We start from the raw sequence: 18,515 nt of genomic DNA, 5'->3' as shown, positions 1-18,515 counted from the left end.
TCCATTCAGTAAATATTGTGGATTCGGTCAAAATTGTGCACGTTCAGAAGGTCCGCGGCCCTACAAAGCGCCGGGCAGCTTGATTCTATGACGGAGACGAGGCTTGGCTGATTTTTCTGCCGAAATGGATGTCGCGATCATCGGCGCGGGCGTGGTCGGTTGCGCCATGGCCCGTCGCTTCGCGCTCGAAGGGGCGCGGGTCTGCGTGCTCGACGCCGCGCCCGACATCCTCTCCGGCGCCTCGAAGGCCAACAGCGCGATCCTGCACACCGGGTTCGATGCGCCGCCGGACTCGCTCGAACTGGCCTGCATGCAGGCCGCCTATGACGAATACATGGAGATCCGCGCCGCGATGAACCTGCCGGTGCTCGAGACCGGCGCGATGGTTGCGGCGTGGAGCGAGGACGAGGAGGCGCGGTTGCCCGACCTGCTGGCGCAGGCGCAGGGCAACGGCGTGACCGACACGCGCATCCTCAGCCGCGCCGAGGTGCTGGCGCGCGAGCCGGAGCTGGCCTCTCACGTGCGCGGCGCGCTCCTGGTGCCGCGCGAGCATGTCATCGACCCGTGGTCGGCGCCGCTCGCCTATGCCACGCAGGCCAAGGCGCTGGGTGCCGAATTCCGCTTCAACGCCCCTCTCACCGCCGCGCGCCGCGACGGCGACACGTGGCAGCTCGAGACCGGGGCCGGCCCGCTGATGGCCAAGAGCGTGATCAACTGCGCCGGGCTCTATGGCGACAGGGTGGAAGAGATCCTCATCGGCACGCGGTCCTTCGAGATCCGGCCGCGCAAGGGCCAGTTCGTGGTGTTCGACAAGGCGGCCTCGCAGCATCTGCGCACCATCCTGCTGCCGGTCCCGAACGAACGCACCAAGGGCGTGGTGCTGACCCGCACCGTCTATGGCAACCTGCTGGTCGGCCCGACCGCCGAGGAACAGGAAGCGCGCGACCGTGCCGACGTTACGGTGAGCGAGCTCCACAAACTGATCGCCAAGGCGGTGGCGCTGGTGCCGGCGCTCGAGAACATGCCGGTGACGGCGGTCTATGCCGGTCTGCGCCCCGCCTCCGAGCGCAAGGATTACCGCGTCCATGCCGATGCGGCGCAGGGCTATTACTGCGCCGGCGGCATCCGCTCGACCGGCCTCACGGCGGCGCTGGGGATCGCCCGGCATGTCTTTGCGCTCTGGAGCGAGAGCCATTCGCTGGTCTGGTCGGCGCCCGACGATCCGGTGGTGCCCCGGATGCCGAACCTCGCCGAGCACCTGCCGCGCGATTACCAGATCCCCGGCCATGACGGCATCGTCTGCCATTGCGAGATGGTCACCGCGCGCGAGATCCGTGCCGCGCTCGACAGCCCGCTGCCGCCGGGCGATTTCGGCGGGCTGAGGCGGCGGACGCGCTGCGCCATGGGCCGCTGCCAGGGCTTCAACTGCTTGGGGCGCATCGCCAGCCTGACCGAGGGCAAGCTGCGCGCGCCACTCCTGCCGGAGGACGTGGCATGACCGCGGCCTGTGATGTGGCCATCGTCGGCGGCGGCCCCGCCGGGCTTGGCGCGGCGCTCGAGCTGAGCAGGCTCGGCCTGCGCCGGGTGGTGGTGCTGGAGCGCTTCGGCGAGGCCGGCGGCATTCCGCGCCATTGCGGCCATCCGCCCTTCGGGATGCGCGAGTTCAGGCGCGTGCTCAGCGGCCCGGCCTATGCAAGACGGCTGGTGCACGCCGCCGAGGAGGCCGGCGTCGAGATCCGCACCGACACCACGGTGACCGCGATCCGCCCCGGCGGCGTGCTCGAGCTTGCGACAACCGGCGGAGCGCAGACGCTCACCGCGGGCCGCGTGCTTCTCGCCACCGGCAATCGTGAGCGCACCCGCGCGCAGCTCCTCGCCCCGGGCCTGCGCCCGGTCGGTGTGATGAACACCGGCGCGCTGCAATCGTTGATCTATCTCGAGGGCAAGCGCCCGTTCTCGCGCCCGGTGATCGTGGGCTCGGAGATCGTCGCGCTCTCGGCGCTGCTGACCTGCCGCCGCCACGGCATCAGGCCGGTCGCCATGGTCGAGACCCGCGACCGCCCGCAGACCCGCCGAATCGACATGCTGCTGGCGCGGCTGATGGGGGTGCCGGTGCTCACCGGGGCGGAGCTGTTGAGCATCGAGGGTGCGCCGCGGGTCGAGGCGCTGCGCCTGCGCCACAAGAGCGAAGAGCGCCGTCTCGAGTGCGACGGCATCGTCTTCTCGGGGCGGTTCACGCCCGAGGCCACGGTGGCGCGGCAGAGCGAGCTGGCGCTCGATCCCCGCACCCTCGGGCCGGAGGTCGACGCGGACGGGCGCAGCTCGGATCCGCAGGTGTTCGTGGCCGGCAACGTGCTGCACCCGGTCGAGACCGCCGGCCACTGCTGGGCCGAGGGGCGCCGCGCGGCGCAGGCGATCTTCAGGGACATGCGCAAGACGCCAGAGCGCGCCGCCGGTGCGCGCATCGTGCCGGGCGACGGCCTGCGCTACGTGGTGCCGCAGCGGCTTGCCGCGGGCGCGGCGGCGGTGCTCAATATCCGCACCGACGGGGCTGTGCGCGGTCGTCTGGTGCTGAGCGATGCAAGCGGGCGCGAGCTGGCGGCGCGTTCGGTGCACAGCTATCCCGAGCAGCCGGTGCGGCTGTCGGTGCCGGCACTGGAGTCTGCCGCCCTGACGGGCGATCTTACCCTGCGGCTGGACAGGAAAGACTGAGACATGCGGATTCTGGCGCTCGATCAGGGCACGACCTCGACGCGCGGATTGGTCGCCGATGATCGAGGCCGGGCCGAGATCGTTCATGCGGTCCGGCACCAGCAGCATTTCCCGCAGGCCGACCGGGTCGAGCATGACCCGCTCGAACTGCTTGCCAACATGCGCGCGGCGATTGCGGCGGCGGGTCCGGTCGATGCCATCGCGCTGTCGAACCAGGGCGAGAGCTGTCTCGCCTGGGACGCGGTGACCGGCGAGCCGCTGTCGCCGGTCATCGTCTGGCAGGATCGCCGCACCGAGGCCAAGCTCGCCGCAATGGCAGCGCATGCCGAAACGGTGCGCGCCCGCGCCGGGCTGCCGCTCGATCCGTATTTCTCGGCCGCCAAGCTGGGCTGGCTGTGCAACAGCAATCCCCGGGTGCAGCAGGCGCATCGCGCCGGGCGGCTGAGGCTCGGGACCACGGACGCGTTCTTTCTGCAGCACCTGACGGGACGGGCGCTCACCGACGTGACGACCGCCTCGCGCACCTCGCTGATGGCGCTCGACACCGGCGCATGGGACCCCGAGCTCTGCACGCTCTTCGGCGTGCCGGTCGAGTGCCTGCCCGAGATCCGCCCGACCGTGTCCGACTTTGGCCGGATCGGTGCCGTGCCGGTGACGGCGGCGGTGGTCGACCAGCAGGCGGCGCTTTACGGACATGGCTGCCGCGCGCCGGGCGATGCCAAGATCACCTTCGGCACCGGGGCCTTCGCGCTCGCGGTGACCGGCGCGACGCGGCCCGCCGACGACGCAAGCGGCCTGCTGCCCACGGTGGCGTGGCAGATCGGAGAGAGTACGACCTTCGCGGTGGATGGCGGCGTTCATGCCGCCGGGGCGGCGGTGGAATGGGCCATGCGCATCGGGCTTCTCGACGGACCCGAGGCGCTGGGCGCGTTCGACGCTCCCCCGGCCATCGACCGGGGGCTGGCCTTCGTGCCTGCGCTTGCCGGGCTTGCGGCGCCGCATTGGGACGGCACCGCGGCGGGGCTGTTCATCGGCATGACCGGGGCGACAACCCGCGAGGACATGGCGCAGGCGCTGATCGAGGGTGTGGCCCTGCGCGCCGCCGAGGTGCTCGCGCGGATGGGGCCGGTGGCGCGGCTGTCGATGGACGGAGGGCTGACGCGCTCGGCCTATCTCTGCCAGTTCCTCGCCGACGTGACCGGGGCCGAGATCGCGCTGCCGGCCACCGAGGAACTGACGGCTCTGGGCGCGGCGCAGCTTGCGGCGCTCGGGCTTGGCGGCACGCTGTGCTCTCCGGCACCGCGCGCGGTGGTCACGCCGCGGCCCTGCGACCGGGCGGCGCGGCTGGCGCGGTTCTCGGATGCGGTGTCGCGCGCGCGAGGCTGGCGGAGCTGAGCTCTCCCCGGGCCGACGCCGGGAGCCCCACGCCCGGCGGTTTTTCCGGACTCGCGCTTTCATCCCCTTCCGCAAAAACAAAAAGCGCCGCTCCGGTGGGCGGAGCGGCGCATGTGTTCGGACCTAGGGGAGGGTCGGTCCGAACGGTGTCTTGGCGGACCCTAGCGGAGCAGGCTGAGCGGGCCGGTGATGATCGCCGGGAAGGCCACCAGCAGACCCAGCACGACGAGCTCGGCAAAGAGGAAGGGCAGCACGCCCACCATGATCCTGTCGAGCCGCACCTTGCCGACGCCCGCCACCACGTTGAGCACGTTGCCCACCGGCGGTGTCAGCATCCCGAGCGCGCCGGCGATGGTGAAGACCACGCCGAAATAGACGAGGTCGATGCCGGCGGCCTTGGCCAGCGGGATCACGATCGGCATCAGGATCAGGCTGAGCGGCGTGAAGTCGAGCACCATGCCCAGAAGCAGCGTCAGCACCACGATCATGCCGACCAGAAGCTGCGGCGTGTCCATGAAGGGCTGCAGGAACGCGATCACCTGCGTCGGCAGGTTGGCGATGGTGATGAGCCAGGCCGAGACCATCGAGGTGCCGATCAGGAACATCACCACGGCCGAGGTCTTGCCGGCCTCGACCAGACCTTCGTAGAAGCTCTTGAGGGTCAGCTCGCCATAGACGAACGCGCCCACCAGCGCGGCGTAGACGGCGGCGATCACCGCGGCCTCGGTGGGCGTGAAGATCCCGACCCGCAGGCCGCCGATCACCACCACGGGCAGCACCAGCGCCGGCAGGGCCCGCCAGAGCGCGCGCAGCACAGCCTCGCGGGGCTGACGCTCGAGCGTCTGGAAGCCGCCGCCGCGCGACACGAAGCGCCAGGCGACGATCAGCGACACGGCCATCAGGGTGCCGGGCACGATGGCGGCCATGAACAGCCCGCTGATCGAGACGTTGGCGATGGCCCCGAACACCACGAGCGCGATCGAGGGCGGGATCACCGGGGCGATGACGCCGCCGGCGGCCAGCAGGCCGCCCGAGGAGCCCTCGGGGTAATTTCCGAGCTTCATCATCGGGATCAGAATCGCGGCCAGCGCGGCGCTGTCGGCGATGGCCGAGCCCGAGAGCGAGGCCATGATCAGCGAGGCGCAGATCGCCACGTAGCCCAGCCCGCCCGACACGTGGCCGAAGGCGGCCATGGCGACCTCGATGATGCGACGCGAGAGCCCGCCGCGGTTCATCAACTCACCGGCGAGGATGAAGAAGGGGATCGCCAGCAGGATGAAGTTGTCGGTGCCGAGGATCATGTTCTGGGCGATGATCTGGGCGTTGAAGTAGTCGAGATGCAGCATCAGCGCGATGCCGCAGGCGATCAGCGCCCAGGCGATGGGCAGGCCGATCACGATGCCGAGGATCAGGACGGAGAGAAAGACGACGAAGGTCACGCAGGATCACTCCGCGATATCGGCCGAAGCGGCCTGAAAGAAGGTTTCCGGCTCCATCCGGCCCGACAGGATCAGCGCCATGCGCACCGCGACCACGAGCGCCAGCGCGGCGCCGGCGAGCGTGGCCACCACGTAGATCGTGGCCATCGGCAGGCCGGAAATCGGATAGGAGGAGGAGAAGTTCAGCGTCGCCTGCATCCACGCGCCCTTGGCGAGAAGGTAGTTGCCGTAGAGCATGATCGCGCCGGTTAGCGCCACGATGGCCTTCTTGCCGCCCCTGGGCAGCCGGTCGACCACCAGCGTCATGGCGATGTGGCGTTGCTGGATCAGCGCCAGCACGGCGCCGCTGAGGATCAGGATCGACAGCACGATCCGCGAGAGCTCTTCGGTCACCACGATGCCGGAGTTCATGAAGAAGCGCAGCATCACGTTGACGAAGACCATCGCCACGAGCGCGAAGAGCAGGGCGGCGACGAGAGCCTCGAGCAGTTTCTCGGCGAGGCGCAGGACAGGCATTCAGGGTCTCCTTAAATAAGGAAGGGGCCGGCGCTGGGAGCGGCGCCGACCCCTTGGCGATACGATCAGTCCGCGGCCAGCGTGGCCTGCATCTCCTCATAGAGGGGACGGATCGCATCGGTGAGCAGCTCTTCGGTCACCGGGGCCACCGCCTCGACGATCTCGGCGCGGGCCTCCGGGGTGAACTCGGAGACGGTCATGCCGCCTTCCTCGCTGGACAGGAACGCCTTGGCGTCCTCGACGGCGGCGCGCATGATCTTGCGGTTCTCGAGCGCCGTGGCGTCGGCGGCCTCCTGCAGCATCGCCTTGTCCTCGTCCGAGAGGCTGTTCCAGAATGGCTGGCTCACCAGCAGCACGAGCGCTGAATAGGCGTGCTTGGAGGTGGTCAGGTAGTCCTGCACCTCGAAGAAGTTCACGTCGCGCACGGTGATGAGCGGGTTGTCCTGCCCGTCGACGGTGCCGGTCTCGAGCGCGGTGTAGACCTCGGGGAAGGGCATCGGAACCGGGTTGGTGCCAAGCGCCGAGAAGGTGTTGATGAACACCGGCGCGCCGATCACGCGGAACGACAGGCCTTTGAAATCCTCGAGTGTCTCGATCGGGCGCTCGGAGTTCGACAGGTCGCGGAAGCCGTTGTCGATGAAGGTCAGCCCCTTCATGCCCGAGCCGTCGAGGCCGGCCAGCATCTTGTCGCCGACCTCTCCGAGCAGCACGGCATCGGTGGCCGCGTCGTCTTCGAAGGCGAAGGGCAGGTCGATGAGCTGGAACAGCTCGTTGTACTTGATCAGGTTGGTCGAGGAGGTGATCAGCATTTCCTGCAGGCCGCCCTGCAGCGCGCCGATCTGCTGCGCCTCGTTGCCAAGCTGGCCCGAGGGGAAGTTGGTGACGGTATAGGCACCGTCAGACAGCGCCTCGACCTGCTCGGCGAAGTACTGCACGCCCTCGTCGAACGGGGTGCCCGGGGCACCGAAATGGCCGATCTTGATGTCGCGCGCCGCGGCGGGGGCGGCGATGGCGGCGCTCAGCGCCGCCGCTGCGAGCAGCGTTCCAAGGGGGTTGTAAAAGGTCATGGCGTGTCTCCTTCGGTGGCCCGTGAGCGGTGCGCGCGGGCGAATCCCTGTTGCGAACGGTGTTGGGTCCCGTCGTGTATTTGTGACTGAATATTCACAAAATATCGACTGTTCGGTCAAGTATTCGTCTGTTTTGGCGTTTTTTGCTCACTTTTATCGGGAAATTCAAAAATATTGCCCGGTTTTTGGGCAAAATGCCTAGATTCGTGCGCTGTCGAGAGACAGCCGCTCACGAAATTTCCCCGACACGAAGGCGAATAGGGTCAATTCGGGGCAGGAACAAGTGGGCCCCATGCGCTCGATCCGCGGTTTTTCTGAGGTTTCGACGGCGGCGCCCCGCGCAACCTTGCCAAGATCAGGACGGCGTGGATACTTTGACCGAAGCCACATTTCTCTGCGCCCAGGCGGCAGGGATGGTATCGACCGACAGACCCGGAAAAGAGAGCAAAGACCGATGACCAACGCCCCGACGCCGCTGCCCTTCCTCTGTCGCAAAACCCCCGCAAGCGGATCGCAGGGGGTGGTGGTGACCAACCATCCGCTGGGCTCTGCCGCAGGACACGAGATGATGGCGCTCGGCGGCAATGCCGTCGACGCGGCGGTGGCGGCGCTGCTCACGCTGACCGTGGTCGAGCCAATGATGGTCGGCATCGTCGGTGGCGGCGTCTCGCACCTGCGCCTGCCCGACGGCACCCACACGGTCTATGACTGCCTGTCGCAGGCTGGTGCCGCGGCGACGCCCGACATGTTCACCCCGGTCTCGGACGCACTGCCCGACTACATGGAAACCGCCGGCCGCCGGAACCTCGTGGGCGCGTCCTCGGTTGCGGTGCCCGGCAACCTGCGCGGCTGGTGCCAGATGCACGCAGCCCACGGCGCGCTGCCCTTCGCGGACGTGATCGCCCCGGCGATCCGCCTTGCCGCCGGCGGCTTCCCGGTGACCTCCTACTTGTCGTCCAACATCGCGCGCCATGCCGAGGATATGTCGAAGGATCCCGAGATCTCGCGCCATTTCCTGCCGGACGGCAGCCCCGCCAAGCCGGGCCATCGCCTCGTGCAGGCCGACTATGCCGAGAGCCTGAAACTGGTCGCCAAGGAAGGCGCCGGGGCGCTGCATGGCGGCGCGCTCGGCGCGGCGCTGGTCGAGGCGCTGGCCACCGGCGGCGAGGATGCCGGCCACGTCTCGATGGCCGATCTGACGGGCTATACCGCGCGCGAGCGCGACGCGATCTTCGGCAGCTATCGCGGCCACGACATCGTCGGCCCTCCACCGCCCGCCTCGTCCGGGGTGCACGTGGCTCAGATGCTCAACATGCTCGAGGCCTATGACCTCAGTGCGATGGGCTTTGACAACCCCGAGCGGCTGCACCTGCTGGCCGAGGTGATCCGCGTGGGCTTCGAGGACCGGCGCGCCGCCTCGGGCGATCCGGATTTCGTCGACATCCCCGTCGATAAGCTGATTTCGAAGGACTATGCCGAGGCCTGCCGCGCCCGGATGCGGCCCGCGGGCGGCGCGGGTCATGTGCCGCCGGGCTACGAGAGCAACAACACCACCCACATCACCGTGGCCGACCGCGACGGCATGATCGTCTCGGCCACCCACACCATCAACGGGCTCTTCGGTGCGCGGTTCATGGTGCCGGGCACGGGCATGATCCCCAACAACTACATGTACAATTTCGACCCGCATCCCGGAAAGGCGCTGTCGATCGCGCCGGGCAAGCGGGTGCCGACCTCGATGGCGCCGATGATCGTGCTGAAGGACGGCAGGCCGAGCTTTGCGCTGGGGCTGCCGGGCGCGGTTCGGATCTTCCCCTCGGCGATGCAGGCCATCGTCAACATGATCGATTTCGGCATGACCCCGCAGCAGGCGGTCGAGGCGCCGCGGATCTGGACCGAGGGCGCGCATGTGGAGCTCGAGCCGGGCTACGCGCACCACGAGGAGGCGCTGGCGGCGATGGGGCACGAGATCAAGATCGTGCCGCATATCGGCGGAGGCATGAACGCCATCGCCTTCGGGCCGGACGGTGAAATGACTGGCGCCGCCTGCTGGCGGGCGGACGGAACCGTCTCGGCGCTCGGCGGTGGCCTTGCCGACGCGGGCATTGCGTTCCACATCTAGTGCGTGAGTCGCATGTGCGGAAAGGCCAAGCCATGACAGATCAGAAGACATTGCTGCTGACCGGCGCGAGCCGGGGCATCGGCCACGCCACGGTGAAGGTGTTCCAGGCGGCGGGCTGGCGGGTGCTGACCGTGTCGCGCACCGCGTTCGACTCGCGCTGCCCGTGGCACGCGGGCTCGACCGACCATTTCCAGGGCGATCTGGCCGATGCCGAGGCGCGCGCCGACCTCGTGGCTCGGGTGCGCGAGACGCTTGGGGATGGCAAGTTGCATGCCATCGTCAACAATGCCGGCATTTCGCCCAAGGGCGACGACGGAGCGCGGCTCGGCATCGCCGAGAGCAGCGACGACGTCTGGCTGCAGGTGCTGTCGGTCAACCTGCTGGGGCCGGCGGCGCTGATGCGCGATCTTCTGCCCGAGCTCGAGCAGGCCCGCGGCGCGGTGGTCAACGTGGGCTCGATCGCGGGCAAGCGGGTGCACCCCTATGCCGGTGCGGCCTATGCCTGCTCGAAGGCGGCGCTCGACGCGCTGACCCGCGAGGCGGCGGCCGAGCTCGGGCCGCGTGGCGTGCGGGTGAACCTCGTGACCCCGGGCGAGATCGAGACCGAGATCCTGTCTCCGGGCACCGAGGAGATGACCGAGATCATCCCGCTGCGCCGTCTGGGCAAGCCCGACGAGGTGGCGCGCGTGGTGCTGTTCCTGTGCTCGGAGCAGGCCTCCTACGTCAACGCCGCCTCGATCGACGTGAACGGTGGCCAGCACGCCTGAGGTTCGGGAATTCAGTGAAGGGCCCTCGTCGCGGATTGCTGCGGTGGGGGCGTTTTCGTTTGGGGCAATTGAGCGGAGACCAGCGCGGAATCAAGGCCGCAGGCCGCCGCGCATCGTCGGGCCGCCCCCCGGACCAGCGATTTGGTCGGACTGGGTGCCGAGCTGTGAGGTCCTTCGGGTTCGGCGGGGATAAATCGAGGGATTCTGCACTGGTATCGCCGATCCGCGGCCCGACGATGCGCGGCGGCGTCCTGATCCCGAAAGGTCGTGCCTCTCAAAGATCGAACAGCGTCGCCGTGGCGTAGGCCGGGGCCAGCAGCGCCCTGCGCCAGCGGCCCAGCGGAAAGCGGCGCGGCGGGTGTCGCATGATCTCGGGGTAGGGCCCGCGCGGTGGTTTGTCCTGCACCAGATCGGCCAGCACCATGCCAGTGTGGCTCGCCATGGCGACGCCGTTGCCGTGATAGCCCATGCCCGCAAACAGGCCCGGATGATCCGGGACCGCCCCGGCAAACGGCGTGAGGCTTGCCATCAGGCACACCAGCCCGTCCCATTCATGGGTGATCTCGACATCCTGCCAGCCCGGGAACATGCGGGCGAAATCGGCGCGGATCTTGCGCGAGATCGATGCCCGCGCCCCGGGCGTCGCGGTCAGCCCGCCCCGCATCCCGAACAGGAACCGCCCGTTCGGCATCAGGCGGAAGTAGTGCAGCAGGACCCGCGTGTCATAGGCCATCTGGTGCGAGGTCCAGCCCTGCGCGTCAAGCTGCCTCTGCTCGAGAGGCGCCGTCACGATGACGCTCGACTGCACCGGCAGGTAGCGGGCACGCAGCCAGTCGGGCAGGTCTTCCGAGGAATAGCCGTTGGTGGCGAGGATCACGCGGTCGGCGGTGACCGTGCCATGCGGGGTCTCGAGCTGCCAGCGCCCGTTCCGACGCAGCGCGGTGACCGGACTGTGACCGTGCAGCGCGGCGCCGGCGCCCTGCGCCGCGCGGGCGAGACCCGCGTGGTACTTGCGCGGGTTGAGGGCAAAGCCGACGGGCGTGGTCATAGCGCCGAAGAACGGCCCCGAAAGCCCGTGCGCCGCCATCTCCTCAAGCTCGATGAGTTGCGGGGTAACACCGTATTCGCGCTCGGCCTCCTCGATCCCGTCGCGCATCTTGCCAAAGGCGCGCGGCGAGTGGGCGATCAGGGTCTCGCCCTCGGAATGGGTGTCCGCCTCGATGCCGTGCGCGTCGATCAACTCCTGCGCCGTGGCGACGGCGGCCTTCTCGGTGGCGCGCCAATTGCGCAGGGCCGTCTCGCCGTAGCGCCTGCGCAGATAGGCGCTCGATCCCTTCGAGCCGCCGAGGCAGCAGAACCCGCCATTGCGGCCCGAGGCGCCGTAGCCCGCGTGCGCAGCCTCGAGCACGGTGACCTCGACGCCGTCCTGCGCGAGATGCAGTGCCGCCGACAGCCCGGTGAAGCCGCCGCCGATGATGGCGACCTCGCTGTGGCGCGGTCCGGGGAGCGCGGGCCAGTCTTCCGGCGCGACCGTGTCGGCCCAGTAGCACTTGCCCTGCGGCCCGTAGGCCGGGGCCTCGTAGATGCGTTTCATTCGTTGCGCTCGGCCGCCTGTTCGTCGCGCGCCTGCGCCACGGCGGCGCGCTTGGTCACGATCGAGGCGGTGATGACGCCCAGGGTGACGATGGCGATCAAGAGGGTCGAGAGGGCGTTGATCTCGGGGCTGACACCAAGCCGCACCGCCGAGAAGATCTTGATCGGCAGGGTGGTGGCCGAGGGGCCGGTGGTGAAGCTCGCGATCACCAGGTCGTCGAGCGACAGGGTAAAGGCCAGCAGCCATCCCGATATCACCGCCGGCGCGATGATCGGCAGGGTCACCAGCCGGAACGCCTCGAAGGGCGAGCAGCCGAGATCCAGCGCCGCCTCCTCGAGCGAGCGGTCGAAGCTGGTGAGCCGCGACGACACCACCACCGAGACGTAGCACATCGAGAAGGTGGTGTGCGCCAGCACGATGGTCAGCACGCCCCGGTCGAGCCCGATGCCGATGAACAGCAGCAGCAGCGACAGACCGGTGATCACTTCGGGCATCACTAGCGGTGCATAGATCATCCCCGAGAACAGCGTGCGCCCCCGGAACCGACCCGCGCGCACCAGCACGTAGGCCGCCATGGTGCCGAGCACCGTCGCGATCGTCGATGAGAACACCGCGACCTTGAGCGTCACCCAGGCGGCATCGAGGAACTCCTCGTTGCGCAGAAGCTCGCCGTACCACTTGGTCGAGAAGCCGGCCCAGACGGTGACCAGTCGGCTTTCGTTGAAGCTGTAGACCACCAGCAGGATCATCGGCAGGTACAGGAAGGCGAAGCCGAGCGTCAGCGATGTGACGTTGAACCAGGAAAAGCGTCTCATCCTTCGGCCTCCCGTGCCTTCTGCTCGTTGCGCTGGAACAGGATGATCGGGATGATCAGGATCAGCAGCAGGATCACCGCCACCGCCGAGGCCACCGGCCAGTCACGGTTCGAGAAGAACTCCTCGAACAGCACCTTACCGATCATCAGCGTGCCGGAGCCGCCGAGCAGCGAGGGGATCACGAATTCGCCGATGGCCGGGATGAACACCAGGAAGCAGCCGGCGATGATGCCGTTGCGCGAGAGCGGCCAGGTCACCAGCCAGAAGGCGGCGAGCTTCGAGCAGCCGAGATCCTCGGCGGCCTCGATGAGGCTCTCGTCCATCTTCTCGAGCGCCGAGTAGATCGGCAGCACCATGAAGGGCAGGTAGGTGTAGACGATGCCGATATAGACCGCGGTGTTGGTGTTCATGATCTGCAGCGGCGTGTCGATCACCCCGAGCCAGAGCAGCACCGTGTTGAGCGTGCCCTCGTTCGCGAGGATCCCCATCCACGAGTAGACGCGGATCAGGAACGAGGTCCAGAACGGCAGGATCACCAGCATCAGCAGGGTCGGGCGCCACTCGTTCGGGGCGCGCGCCATGCCGTAGGCGATGGGATAGCCCACCATCAGCGTCAGCAGGGTCGAGACCAGCGCGATCTTGAGCGAGCTGACATAGGCCTTCCAGTAGAGATCGTCGGTGGTCAGGAAGACGAAATTCTCGAAGTCGAGCCCGGAAAAGAAGGTGCGCAGCCCCTCCCAGCCGAGCGACAGGTCGAGCTGTGGCGTGTAGGGCGGCCGGGCCAGTGCCACGTCCGAGAGCGAGATCTTGAGCACGATCACGAAGGGGACGAGGAACAGGACCAGCAGCCAGAAATACGGGATGGCGATCAGCGTGAAGCGGCGCATGGCTTACTCCTCGAGAACGACGCCGGCGGTCTCGGTAAAGCCGATCCAGACCGCGTCTTCCCAGGTGATGTGCCGGTTCGAGAGGCGCCGGGCATTGACCATCTGTGCCTTGACCATGCGCCCGCTCGCAAGCTCGACATGGTAGGTCGAGATGTTGCCGAGGTAGGCGATGTCGATGACCTTGCCGGGCAGAACGTTGGGCCGGTCGGGCTTTTCGAGGTCGATGGTGACCTTCTCCGGGCGGATCGACAGGGTGACCGGCTTGCCGTCGAGCGCCGTGTCGCCATTGGCGACGATGATCGGAGGCTGGCCCTCGGCCCAGTCGATGAGGATGCCACCGGACTTGGTTTCGGTGCCGTGGGGCTTGGCCGCGGGCGCAGGCGCGCGGGCCGCGTCGGGCGTGGGGGTATTCGCGCGCTCGGCGTCGGCCTCGGCCTTGCGGGCGGCGGCGAGCTCTCCGGGGCTGGGTGGCGGCAGTTGCGGCGTCGCGAGGTCGCGCTGGCCGAGGAAGCGGGCGAAGACCTTCTTGTAGATCCACTCGCCGCGCTCGTTGGGCGCGGGCTGACGGGCATCCGCGGGCGCGTCTGCCTGCGCGGTGGGCGGGGGGGCGGTCGTTTCAGTCGCGGGCGCCGGGGCTTCGGCCACGGGCGCCGGGTCCTTGGCGAGGGTCGGCGCCGCAACCGGCGGCTCGGGTTCGGCCGGCCGCAGCCTTGCGGTGCCGGGGATGAGGTTCACGTCGCCGATGAAGTCGGCCACGTAGACCGAGTTCGGCGCCTCGTAGATCACGTCCGGCGTGTCGACCTGAACCAGCCGGCCCTCGTCCATCACCGCAATGCGGGAGGCGACGGTCATCGCCTCTTCCTGATCGTGGGTCACGATCACGAAGGTGGTACCGGTGGTTTCCTGAATGTCCATCAGCTCGAACTGGGTTTCCTCGCGAAGCTTCTTGTCGAGCGCGCCCAGCGGTTCGTCGAGCAGCAGAAGCTTCGGGGCCTTGGCGAGGCTGCGCGCCAGTGCCACCCGCTGCCGCTGGCCGCCGGAGATCTGGTGCGGCTTGCGCTTGGCGAACTTGGTCAGGCGGGTGAGTCGCAGCATCTCCTCGACGCGCTCCCCGATCATCTCCTTGTCCTTGCTCTCGCGCCGCAGGCCGAAGGCGATGTTGTCCCAGATCGACAGGTGCGGGAACAGCGCGTAGCTCTGGAACATCATGTTCACCGGGCGCTTGTTCGGCGGCACGCTGATGATGTCCTGCCCGCCCAGCCAGATATGGCCCTCGGTCACGCTTTCGAAGCCGGCGAGCATCCGCATCATCGTCGTCTTGCCACAGCCCGAGGGGCCGAGCAGGGCGAAGAACTCGCGCTCGTAGATGTTGAGCGAAAGGTTGTCGATCGCGGTGAAGTCGCCGAAGCGCTTGGTCACGTTGCGGAACTCGATCAGAGGCTTCTGATCTCGGTCTTTCCAAGGGGCAAAGACGGTCTGGGCCATGTGGGGGGTACGTCCTGTCAGAGAAAGGCCCGCGCCCTGGCAGGGCGCGGGCCGGTCAGTCGCGGATCAGGTGCCGGACTTGATCTTGGTCCAGAGGCGCGTGACGTCGCGCTGGACACGGGGCTCGAAGGGCGTGGTGGTGTAGGTGTTTTCCATCGCCTCGGGCGAGGGATAGATCGCCGGATCGCCGATCACGTCCTCTGCCAGGTACTCCTGCGAGGCCTTGTTGCCGTTGGCGTAGTAGACGTAGTTCGACGCCGCGGCCATGTTCTCGGCATCCATGATGAAGTTCAGGAAGGTGTGCGCCGCCTCGGGGTTCGGAGCGTCGACCGGAATCGCCATCTGGTCGAACCACATCTGCGCCCCCTCGTCCGGGGCATAGTAGGAGATCTCGACGCCGTTGTCGGCCTCGGCGGCGCGGTCGCGCGCCTGCAGGATGTCGCCGGACCAGCCCACTGCGACGCAGATGTCGCCGTTGGCCAGCGCGTTGATGTATTCCGAGCTATGGAATTTCTGGATGTAGGGGCGGATCGGCATGTAGACCTCTTCCGCCTTGGCGATCACGTCGGGATCGTGGCTGTCGGGATCCTCGCCGATGTAGTTCAGCGCCGCCGGGATCATCTCGGCCGGGGCGTCGAGGAACATCACGCCGCAGTCCGCGAGCTTTTCCATGTTGGCCGGATCGAAGACGAGGTCCCACGAGGTCACGGGGGCGTCCTCGCCGAGGATCTCGCGCACCTTGGGCTCGTTCACACCGATGCCGGTGGTGCCCCACATGTAGTTGATGGCGTATTCGTTGCCGGGGTCGTACTTCTCGGTGCGCTCCGAGATCACGTCCCACATGTTCTCGATGTTGGGCAGCTTCGACTTGTCGAGCGGCTGGAACGCGCCGGCCGAGATCTGGCGCTGCAGGAAGGTGCCGGTGGGGACCACCACGTCATAGCCCGAGCTGCCGGCGAGCATCTTGGTCTCGAGCACCTCGTTGCTGTCGAACACGTCGTAGATCAGGTCGATGCCGGTCTCTTCCTCGAACTTGGCCAACAGGCTTTCGTCGATATAGTCGGACCAGTTGTAGACCCGGACCTCATCGGCCTGCGCCAGTCCGGCGGTCAGGGCGAGGGTCGCGGTGAGGGTCAGAAAGGGTGTCTTCATCATGTGCTCCCGGTTGGTCATGGGGTCTTGTCGCCCCGTGGTCCATGAATTTGATCAAATGTTGCGCCCGTTGGCAACATAAGAGATGTTTCCACGGCCCAAGGTACCGTGCAAGATGGCTTTGCGGGCAGTTTGGTCAAGCAGGAGGCAGATGGTGAATATGCGTGCAGACAGCGCCGGGCTCCCGACCCACGAGGTGGTGTATCGCCGCCTGCGGGACATGATCCTGTTCGGCGAGCTTGCGCCCGGGCAGCCGGTGACGATCCAGGGGCTGGTGGAGCGGCTCGAGGTCGGCATGACCCCGGTGCGCGAGGCTCTGCGGCGGCTGATCGCAGAAGGGGCGCTGGTCTTTCAAGGCAACCGGCGGATCACCGTGCCGGTGCTCGACGCGGCGGCGGTGGAGGAGCTGACGCTGGCGCGCGTGGCGCTCGAGCCGCAGCTTGCGCGGCGCGCGGCAGAGCGCTGCGGGGCCGAGGGCGCGGCCCGGCTGCGGGCCACGGATGCCCGGCTCGATGCGGCCATCGGCAAGGGTGACGTCACCGGCTACCTCGTCGAGAACCACCAGTTCCATGCCGAGTTGAACGACCTCGCCGGGGCGCCGATTCTCACCGACTTGGTCGAGGGGCTGTGGCTGCGCTTCGGTCCGTCGCTGCGGGTGGTCTGCGGCCAGTTCGGCACCCGCAACCTGCCGGACCAGCACAAGGCAATCCTCGACGCGCTCGAGAGCGGCAATGCCGCGGCCGCGGCGGAGGCGATGGAGAAGGACGTGCGGCAGGGCATGGAGCAGATCTCGGCCGCGCTCGAGGGGTGAGGGGGCCGGTAGAAGGGGCATGGGGTCATCGCTGGGCGGCGGTATGGCGGTCCGACTCGTTCAGCCTCGCGGCGTGGTGGAGTCACGTTCCCCGATACCTGTAGCGCTGAGGTGACCTTCCTCTTCTCGCCGGCCTGCGCGGGCGGGTCGTCCCGCAGACCTATTTCCAGCATGACGATGCCGCGGTGAGCCCGCTTTGGGCGTGAGTTCCAGCCTCTCTCGCAGGTGAGCCGCCGGCCACGTTGCGCGCCTCGCGAGCAATGGGATGGCGCGATTCGATTGACAGGAAATAATTTGATCATATTCTGCGGCCAAACCCGGATTCCCCAAGGAGGCTCGGCCATGACGCTGATTTCCACCAATACGCCCACCGCCGAGCTTCAGGCGCTGGACGCCGCTCACCACATGCACCCGTTCACCACCGGGGCCGATCTTGCCCGCAAGGGCGCGCGGGTGATCACCCGCGCCGAGGGCTGCTGGCTCACCGACAGCGAGGGCGAGCGCATCCTCGACGGCATGGCCGGGCTGTGGTGCGTGAACCTGGGCTATGGCCGCAAGGAACTGGCCGCCGCCGCGGCGCGCCAGATGGAAGAGCTGCCCTACTACAACACCTTCTTCCAGACCACGCACGTGCCGGCGATCCAGCTTTCGGCGCGCATCGCCGAGCTGGCGCCGGGTGATCTGAACAACGTGTTCTTCGCCTCCTCCGGCTCCGAGGCGAACGACACCAACATCCGTCTCGTGCGCGCCTACTGGGAAGAGAAGGGCCAGCCCGAGCGCAAGGTGATCATCTCGCGCTGGAACGCCTATCACGGCTCGTCTGTCGGCTCGGGCAGCCTTGGCGGCATGAAGGGGATGCACGCGCAGGGCGGTATGCCGATCCCCGACATCCACCACATCGACCAGCCCAACTGGTGGGCCGAAGGTGGTGACATGAGCCCCGAGGAGTTCGGCCTCGAGCGCGCGCGCCAACTTGAGCAGGCCATCGAGGAGATCGGCCCCGAGAAGGTCGCGGCCTTCATCGCCGAGCCGGTGCAGGGCGCCGGCGGCGTGATCATTCCGCCCGAGACCTACTGGCCCGAGATCCAGCGCATCGTCGACAAATACGGCATCCTGTTGATCGCCGACGAGGTGATCTGCGGCTTCGGGCGCACCGGCAACTGGTTCGGCTCCGAGACCATGGGCATCCGGCCGCATATCATGACCATCGCCAAGGGCCTCTCCTCGGGCTACCAGCCGATCGGCGGCTCGATCATCAACGACGAGATCGCCGGGGTCATCGGCAAGACCGAGTTCAACCACGGCTACACCTATTCTGGCCATCCCGTGGCGGCTGCCGTGGCGCTCGAGAACCTGCGCATCCTCGACGAAGAGGGCATCGTCACCCGCGTCCGCGAAGAGACGGGCCCCTATCTCAAGCAGAAATTCGAGGCGCTGGCCGAGCATCCGCTGGTGGGCGAGGCCAAGATTTCGGGCTTCATGGGTTCGCTGGCGCTGACCCCGGACAAGGCCAACCGCGCGCCCTTTGCCGCCGATGAGGGCACCGTGGGCTATATCTGCCGCGAGCGCTGCTTCGCCAACAACCTCGTGATGCGCCATGTCGGCGACCGCATGATCATCTCGCCGCCGCTGGTGCTCTCGAAGGGCGAGATCGACACGCTGATCGAGCGGGCCACCCGCTCGCTCGACGAATGCCATGCCGAGCTGAAGAAGCAGGGGCTGATGGTCGCAGGCACGCGCTGAGCCTTACGGC

The 18,515-nt window shown here is 67.8% G+C and carries 15 protein-coding genes and 1 pseudogene; 7 read left to right on the top strand and 9 right to left on the bottom strand.

All coding sequences use genetic code 11. The features are described 5' to 3' along the window. Window positions 1–103: 103 nt before the first annotated feature. Genes LCM15_RS09690 through LCM15_RS09680 form a run of 3 tightly spaced genes read left to right on the top strand, consistent with a single transcriptional unit; the run spans window position 104 to window position 4,107 of the window. The gene (locus tag LCM15_RS09690) at window positions 104–1,498 is read left to right on the top strand and encodes an NAD(P)/FAD-dependent oxidoreductase (protein ID WP_224855834.1); all 1,395 of its coding nucleotides are present in this window, start codon (window positions 104–106) and stop codon (window positions 1,496–1,498) included. After that, complete coding sequence (locus tag LCM15_RS09685) at window positions 1,495–2,712, top strand: NAD(P)/FAD-dependent oxidoreductase (protein ID WP_224855832.1); 1,218 nt, start codon at window positions 1,495–1,497, stop codon at window positions 2,710–2,712. The genes LCM15_RS09690 and LCM15_RS09685 overlap by 4 nt, the downstream gene beginning before the upstream one ends. Window positions 2,713–2,715: 3 nt before the next feature. Next, a complete protein-coding gene (locus LCM15_RS09680; protein WP_224855830.1) occupies window positions 2,716–4,107 on the top strand; it encodes an FGGY family carbohydrate kinase in 1,392 nt (463 codons plus the stop codon). A 161-nt stretch (window positions 4,108–4,268) separates the two neighbouring features. Here the strand turns inward: LCM15_RS09680 and LCM15_RS09675 are convergent, their stop codons facing one another. From LCM15_RS09675 to LCM15_RS09665, 3 genes are all read right to left on the bottom strand, one after another. Further along, window positions 4,269–5,546 (bottom strand): TRAP transporter large permease, encoded by a 1,278-nt coding sequence (locus LCM15_RS09675; RefSeq protein ID WP_224855828.1) that lies wholly within the window; start codon window positions 5,544–5,546, stop codon window positions 4,269–4,271. Between the two features lie 6 nt (window positions 5,547–5,552). Further along, window positions 5,553–6,062 carry a TRAP transporter small permease gene (locus LCM15_RS09670; RefSeq protein ID WP_224855826.1) on the bottom strand — a complete coding sequence of 170 codons (510 nt, stop codon included), beginning with the start codon at window positions 6,060–6,062 and terminating at the stop codon, window positions 5,553–5,555. Between the two features lie 65 nt (window positions 6,063–6,127). Beyond that, entirely contained in the window at window positions 6,128–7,129 is a 1,002-nt protein-coding gene (locus LCM15_RS09665) for a DctP family TRAP transporter solute-binding subunit (protein WP_224855824.1), read from the bottom strand. Between the two features lie 454 nt (window positions 7,130–7,583). Here LCM15_RS09665 and ggt point away from each other — a divergent pair, with 454 nt between their 5' ends. After that, entirely contained in the window at window positions 7,584–9,251 is a 1,668-nt protein-coding gene (gene ggt / locus LCM15_RS09660) for a gamma-glutamyltransferase (protein WP_224855822.1), read from the top strand. A 32-nt stretch (window positions 9,252–9,283) separates the two neighbouring features. Continuing rightward, on the top strand, window positions 9,284–10,018 hold the full coding sequence (locus LCM15_RS09655; RefSeq protein WP_224855820.1) for an SDR family NAD(P)-dependent oxidoreductase: 735 nt from the start codon (window positions 9,284–9,286) through the stop codon (window positions 10,016–10,018). A gap of 274 nt (window positions 10,019–10,292) precedes the next feature. Here the strand turns inward: LCM15_RS09655 and LCM15_RS09650 are convergent, their stop codons facing one another. From LCM15_RS09650 to LCM15_RS09625, 6 genes and pseudogenes are all read right to left on the bottom strand, one after another. Next, window positions 10,293–11,612 (bottom strand): NAD(P)/FAD-dependent oxidoreductase, encoded by a 1,320-nt coding sequence (locus tag LCM15_RS09650; RefSeq protein ID WP_224855818.1) that lies wholly within the window; start codon window positions 11,610–11,612, stop codon window positions 10,293–10,295. After that, window positions 11,609–12,427, bottom strand: a complete 819-nt coding sequence (locus LCM15_RS09645; protein WP_224855816.1) for an ABC transporter permease — start codon at window positions 12,425–12,427, stop codon at window positions 11,609–11,611. Before LCM15_RS09645 ends, LCM15_RS09650 begins: the two co-directional genes overlap by 4 nt. Beyond that, window positions 12,424–13,314 carry an ABC transporter permease subunit gene (locus LCM15_RS09640; RefSeq protein WP_224855814.1) on the bottom strand — a complete coding sequence of 297 codons (891 nt, stop codon included), beginning with the start codon at window positions 13,312–13,314 and terminating at the stop codon, window positions 12,424–12,426. The genes LCM15_RS09645 and LCM15_RS09640 overlap by 4 nt, the downstream gene beginning before the upstream one ends. A gap of 3 nt (window positions 13,315–13,317) precedes the next feature. Continuing rightward, a complete protein-coding gene (locus LCM15_RS22835) occupies window positions 13,318–13,959 on the bottom strand; it encodes a TOBE domain-containing protein (protein ID WP_224856659.1) in 642 nt (213 codons plus the stop codon). Window positions 13,960–14,018: 59 nt separating this feature from the next. After that, window positions 14,019–14,799: pseudogene (locus tag LCM15_RS09630) on the bottom strand (ABC transporter ATP-binding protein); the annotation flags it as partial. A 66-nt stretch (window positions 14,800–14,865) separates the two neighbouring features. Next, window positions 14,866–15,951 (bottom strand): polyamine ABC transporter substrate-binding protein, encoded by a 1,086-nt coding sequence (locus LCM15_RS09625; protein WP_318246061.1) that lies wholly within the window; start codon window positions 15,949–15,951, stop codon window positions 14,866–14,868. A gap of 151 nt (window positions 15,952–16,102) precedes the next feature. Here LCM15_RS09625 and LCM15_RS09620 point away from each other — a divergent pair, with 151 nt between their 5' ends. Both LCM15_RS09620 and LCM15_RS09615 read left to right on the top strand, forming a co-directional pair. Beyond that, window positions 16,103–16,762 (top strand): GntR family transcriptional regulator, encoded by a 660-nt coding sequence (locus LCM15_RS09620; protein ID WP_224855810.1) that lies wholly within the window; start codon window positions 16,103–16,105, stop codon window positions 16,760–16,762. 342 nt (window positions 16,763–17,104) lie between these two features. Then, entirely contained in the window at window positions 17,105–18,505 is a 1,401-nt protein-coding gene (locus LCM15_RS09615; RefSeq protein WP_224855808.1) for an aspartate aminotransferase family protein, read from the top strand. Window positions 18,506–18,515: the final 10 nt, after the last annotated feature.

Source organism: Salipiger bermudensis (genome assembly GCF_020171625.1).
In the GTDB taxonomy this organism is placed as follows: Bacteria; Pseudomonadota; Alphaproteobacteria; order Rhodobacterales; family Rhodobacteraceae; genus Salipiger; species Salipiger bermudensis_B.
Note: the sequence above shows the minus strand (reverse complement) of the source record. Positions and strands in the feature narration are given on the sequence as shown.

Excerpts from the sequence above, each read along its gene's own strand:
- LCM15_RS09670 (WP_224855826.1), bottom strand. The coding sequence starts at position 6,062 with ATGCCTGTCCTGCGCCTCGCCGAGAAACTGCTCGAGGCTCTCGTCGCC.
- LCM15_RS09645 (WP_224855816.1), bottom strand. The coding sequence starts at position 12,427 with ATGAGACGCTTTTCCTGGTTCAACGTCACATCGCTGACGCTCGGCTTC.
- LCM15_RS09685 (WP_224855832.1), top strand. The coding sequence starts at position 1,495 with ATGACCGCGGCCTGTGATGTGGCCATCGTCGGCGGCGGCCCCGCCGGG.
- LCM15_RS09680 (WP_224855830.1), top strand. The coding sequence starts at position 2,716 with ATGCGGATTCTGGCGCTCGATCAGGGCACGACCTCGACGCGCGGATTG.
- LCM15_RS09640 (WP_224855814.1), bottom strand. The coding sequence starts at position 13,314 with ATGCGCCGCTTCACGCTGATCGCCATCCCGTATTTCTGGCTGCTGGTC.
- LCM15_RS09615 (WP_224855808.1), top strand. The coding sequence starts at position 17,105 with ATGACGCTGATTTCCACCAATACGCCCACCGCCGAGCTTCAGGCGCTG.
- ggt (WP_224855822.1), top strand. The coding sequence starts at position 7,584 with ATGACCAACGCCCCGACGCCGCTGCCCTTCCTCTGTCGCAAAACCCCC.
- LCM15_RS09620 (WP_224855810.1), top strand. The coding sequence starts at position 16,103 with ATGGTGAATATGCGTGCAGACAGCGCCGGGCTCCCGACCCACGAGGTG.
- LCM15_RS09650 (WP_224855818.1), bottom strand. The coding sequence starts at position 11,612 with ATGAAACGCATCTACGAGGCCCCGGCCTACGGGCCGCAGGGCAAGTGC.
- LCM15_RS09655 (WP_224855820.1), top strand. The coding sequence starts at position 9,284 with ATGACAGATCAGAAGACATTGCTGCTGACCGGCGCGAGCCGGGGCATC.
- LCM15_RS09665 (WP_224855824.1), bottom strand. The coding sequence starts at position 7,129 with ATGACCTTTTACAACCCCCTTGGAACGCTGCTCGCAGCGGCGGCGCTG.
- LCM15_RS09625 (WP_318246061.1), bottom strand. The coding sequence starts at position 15,951 with ATGAAGACACCCTTTCTGACCCTCACCGCGACCCTCGCCCTGACCGCC.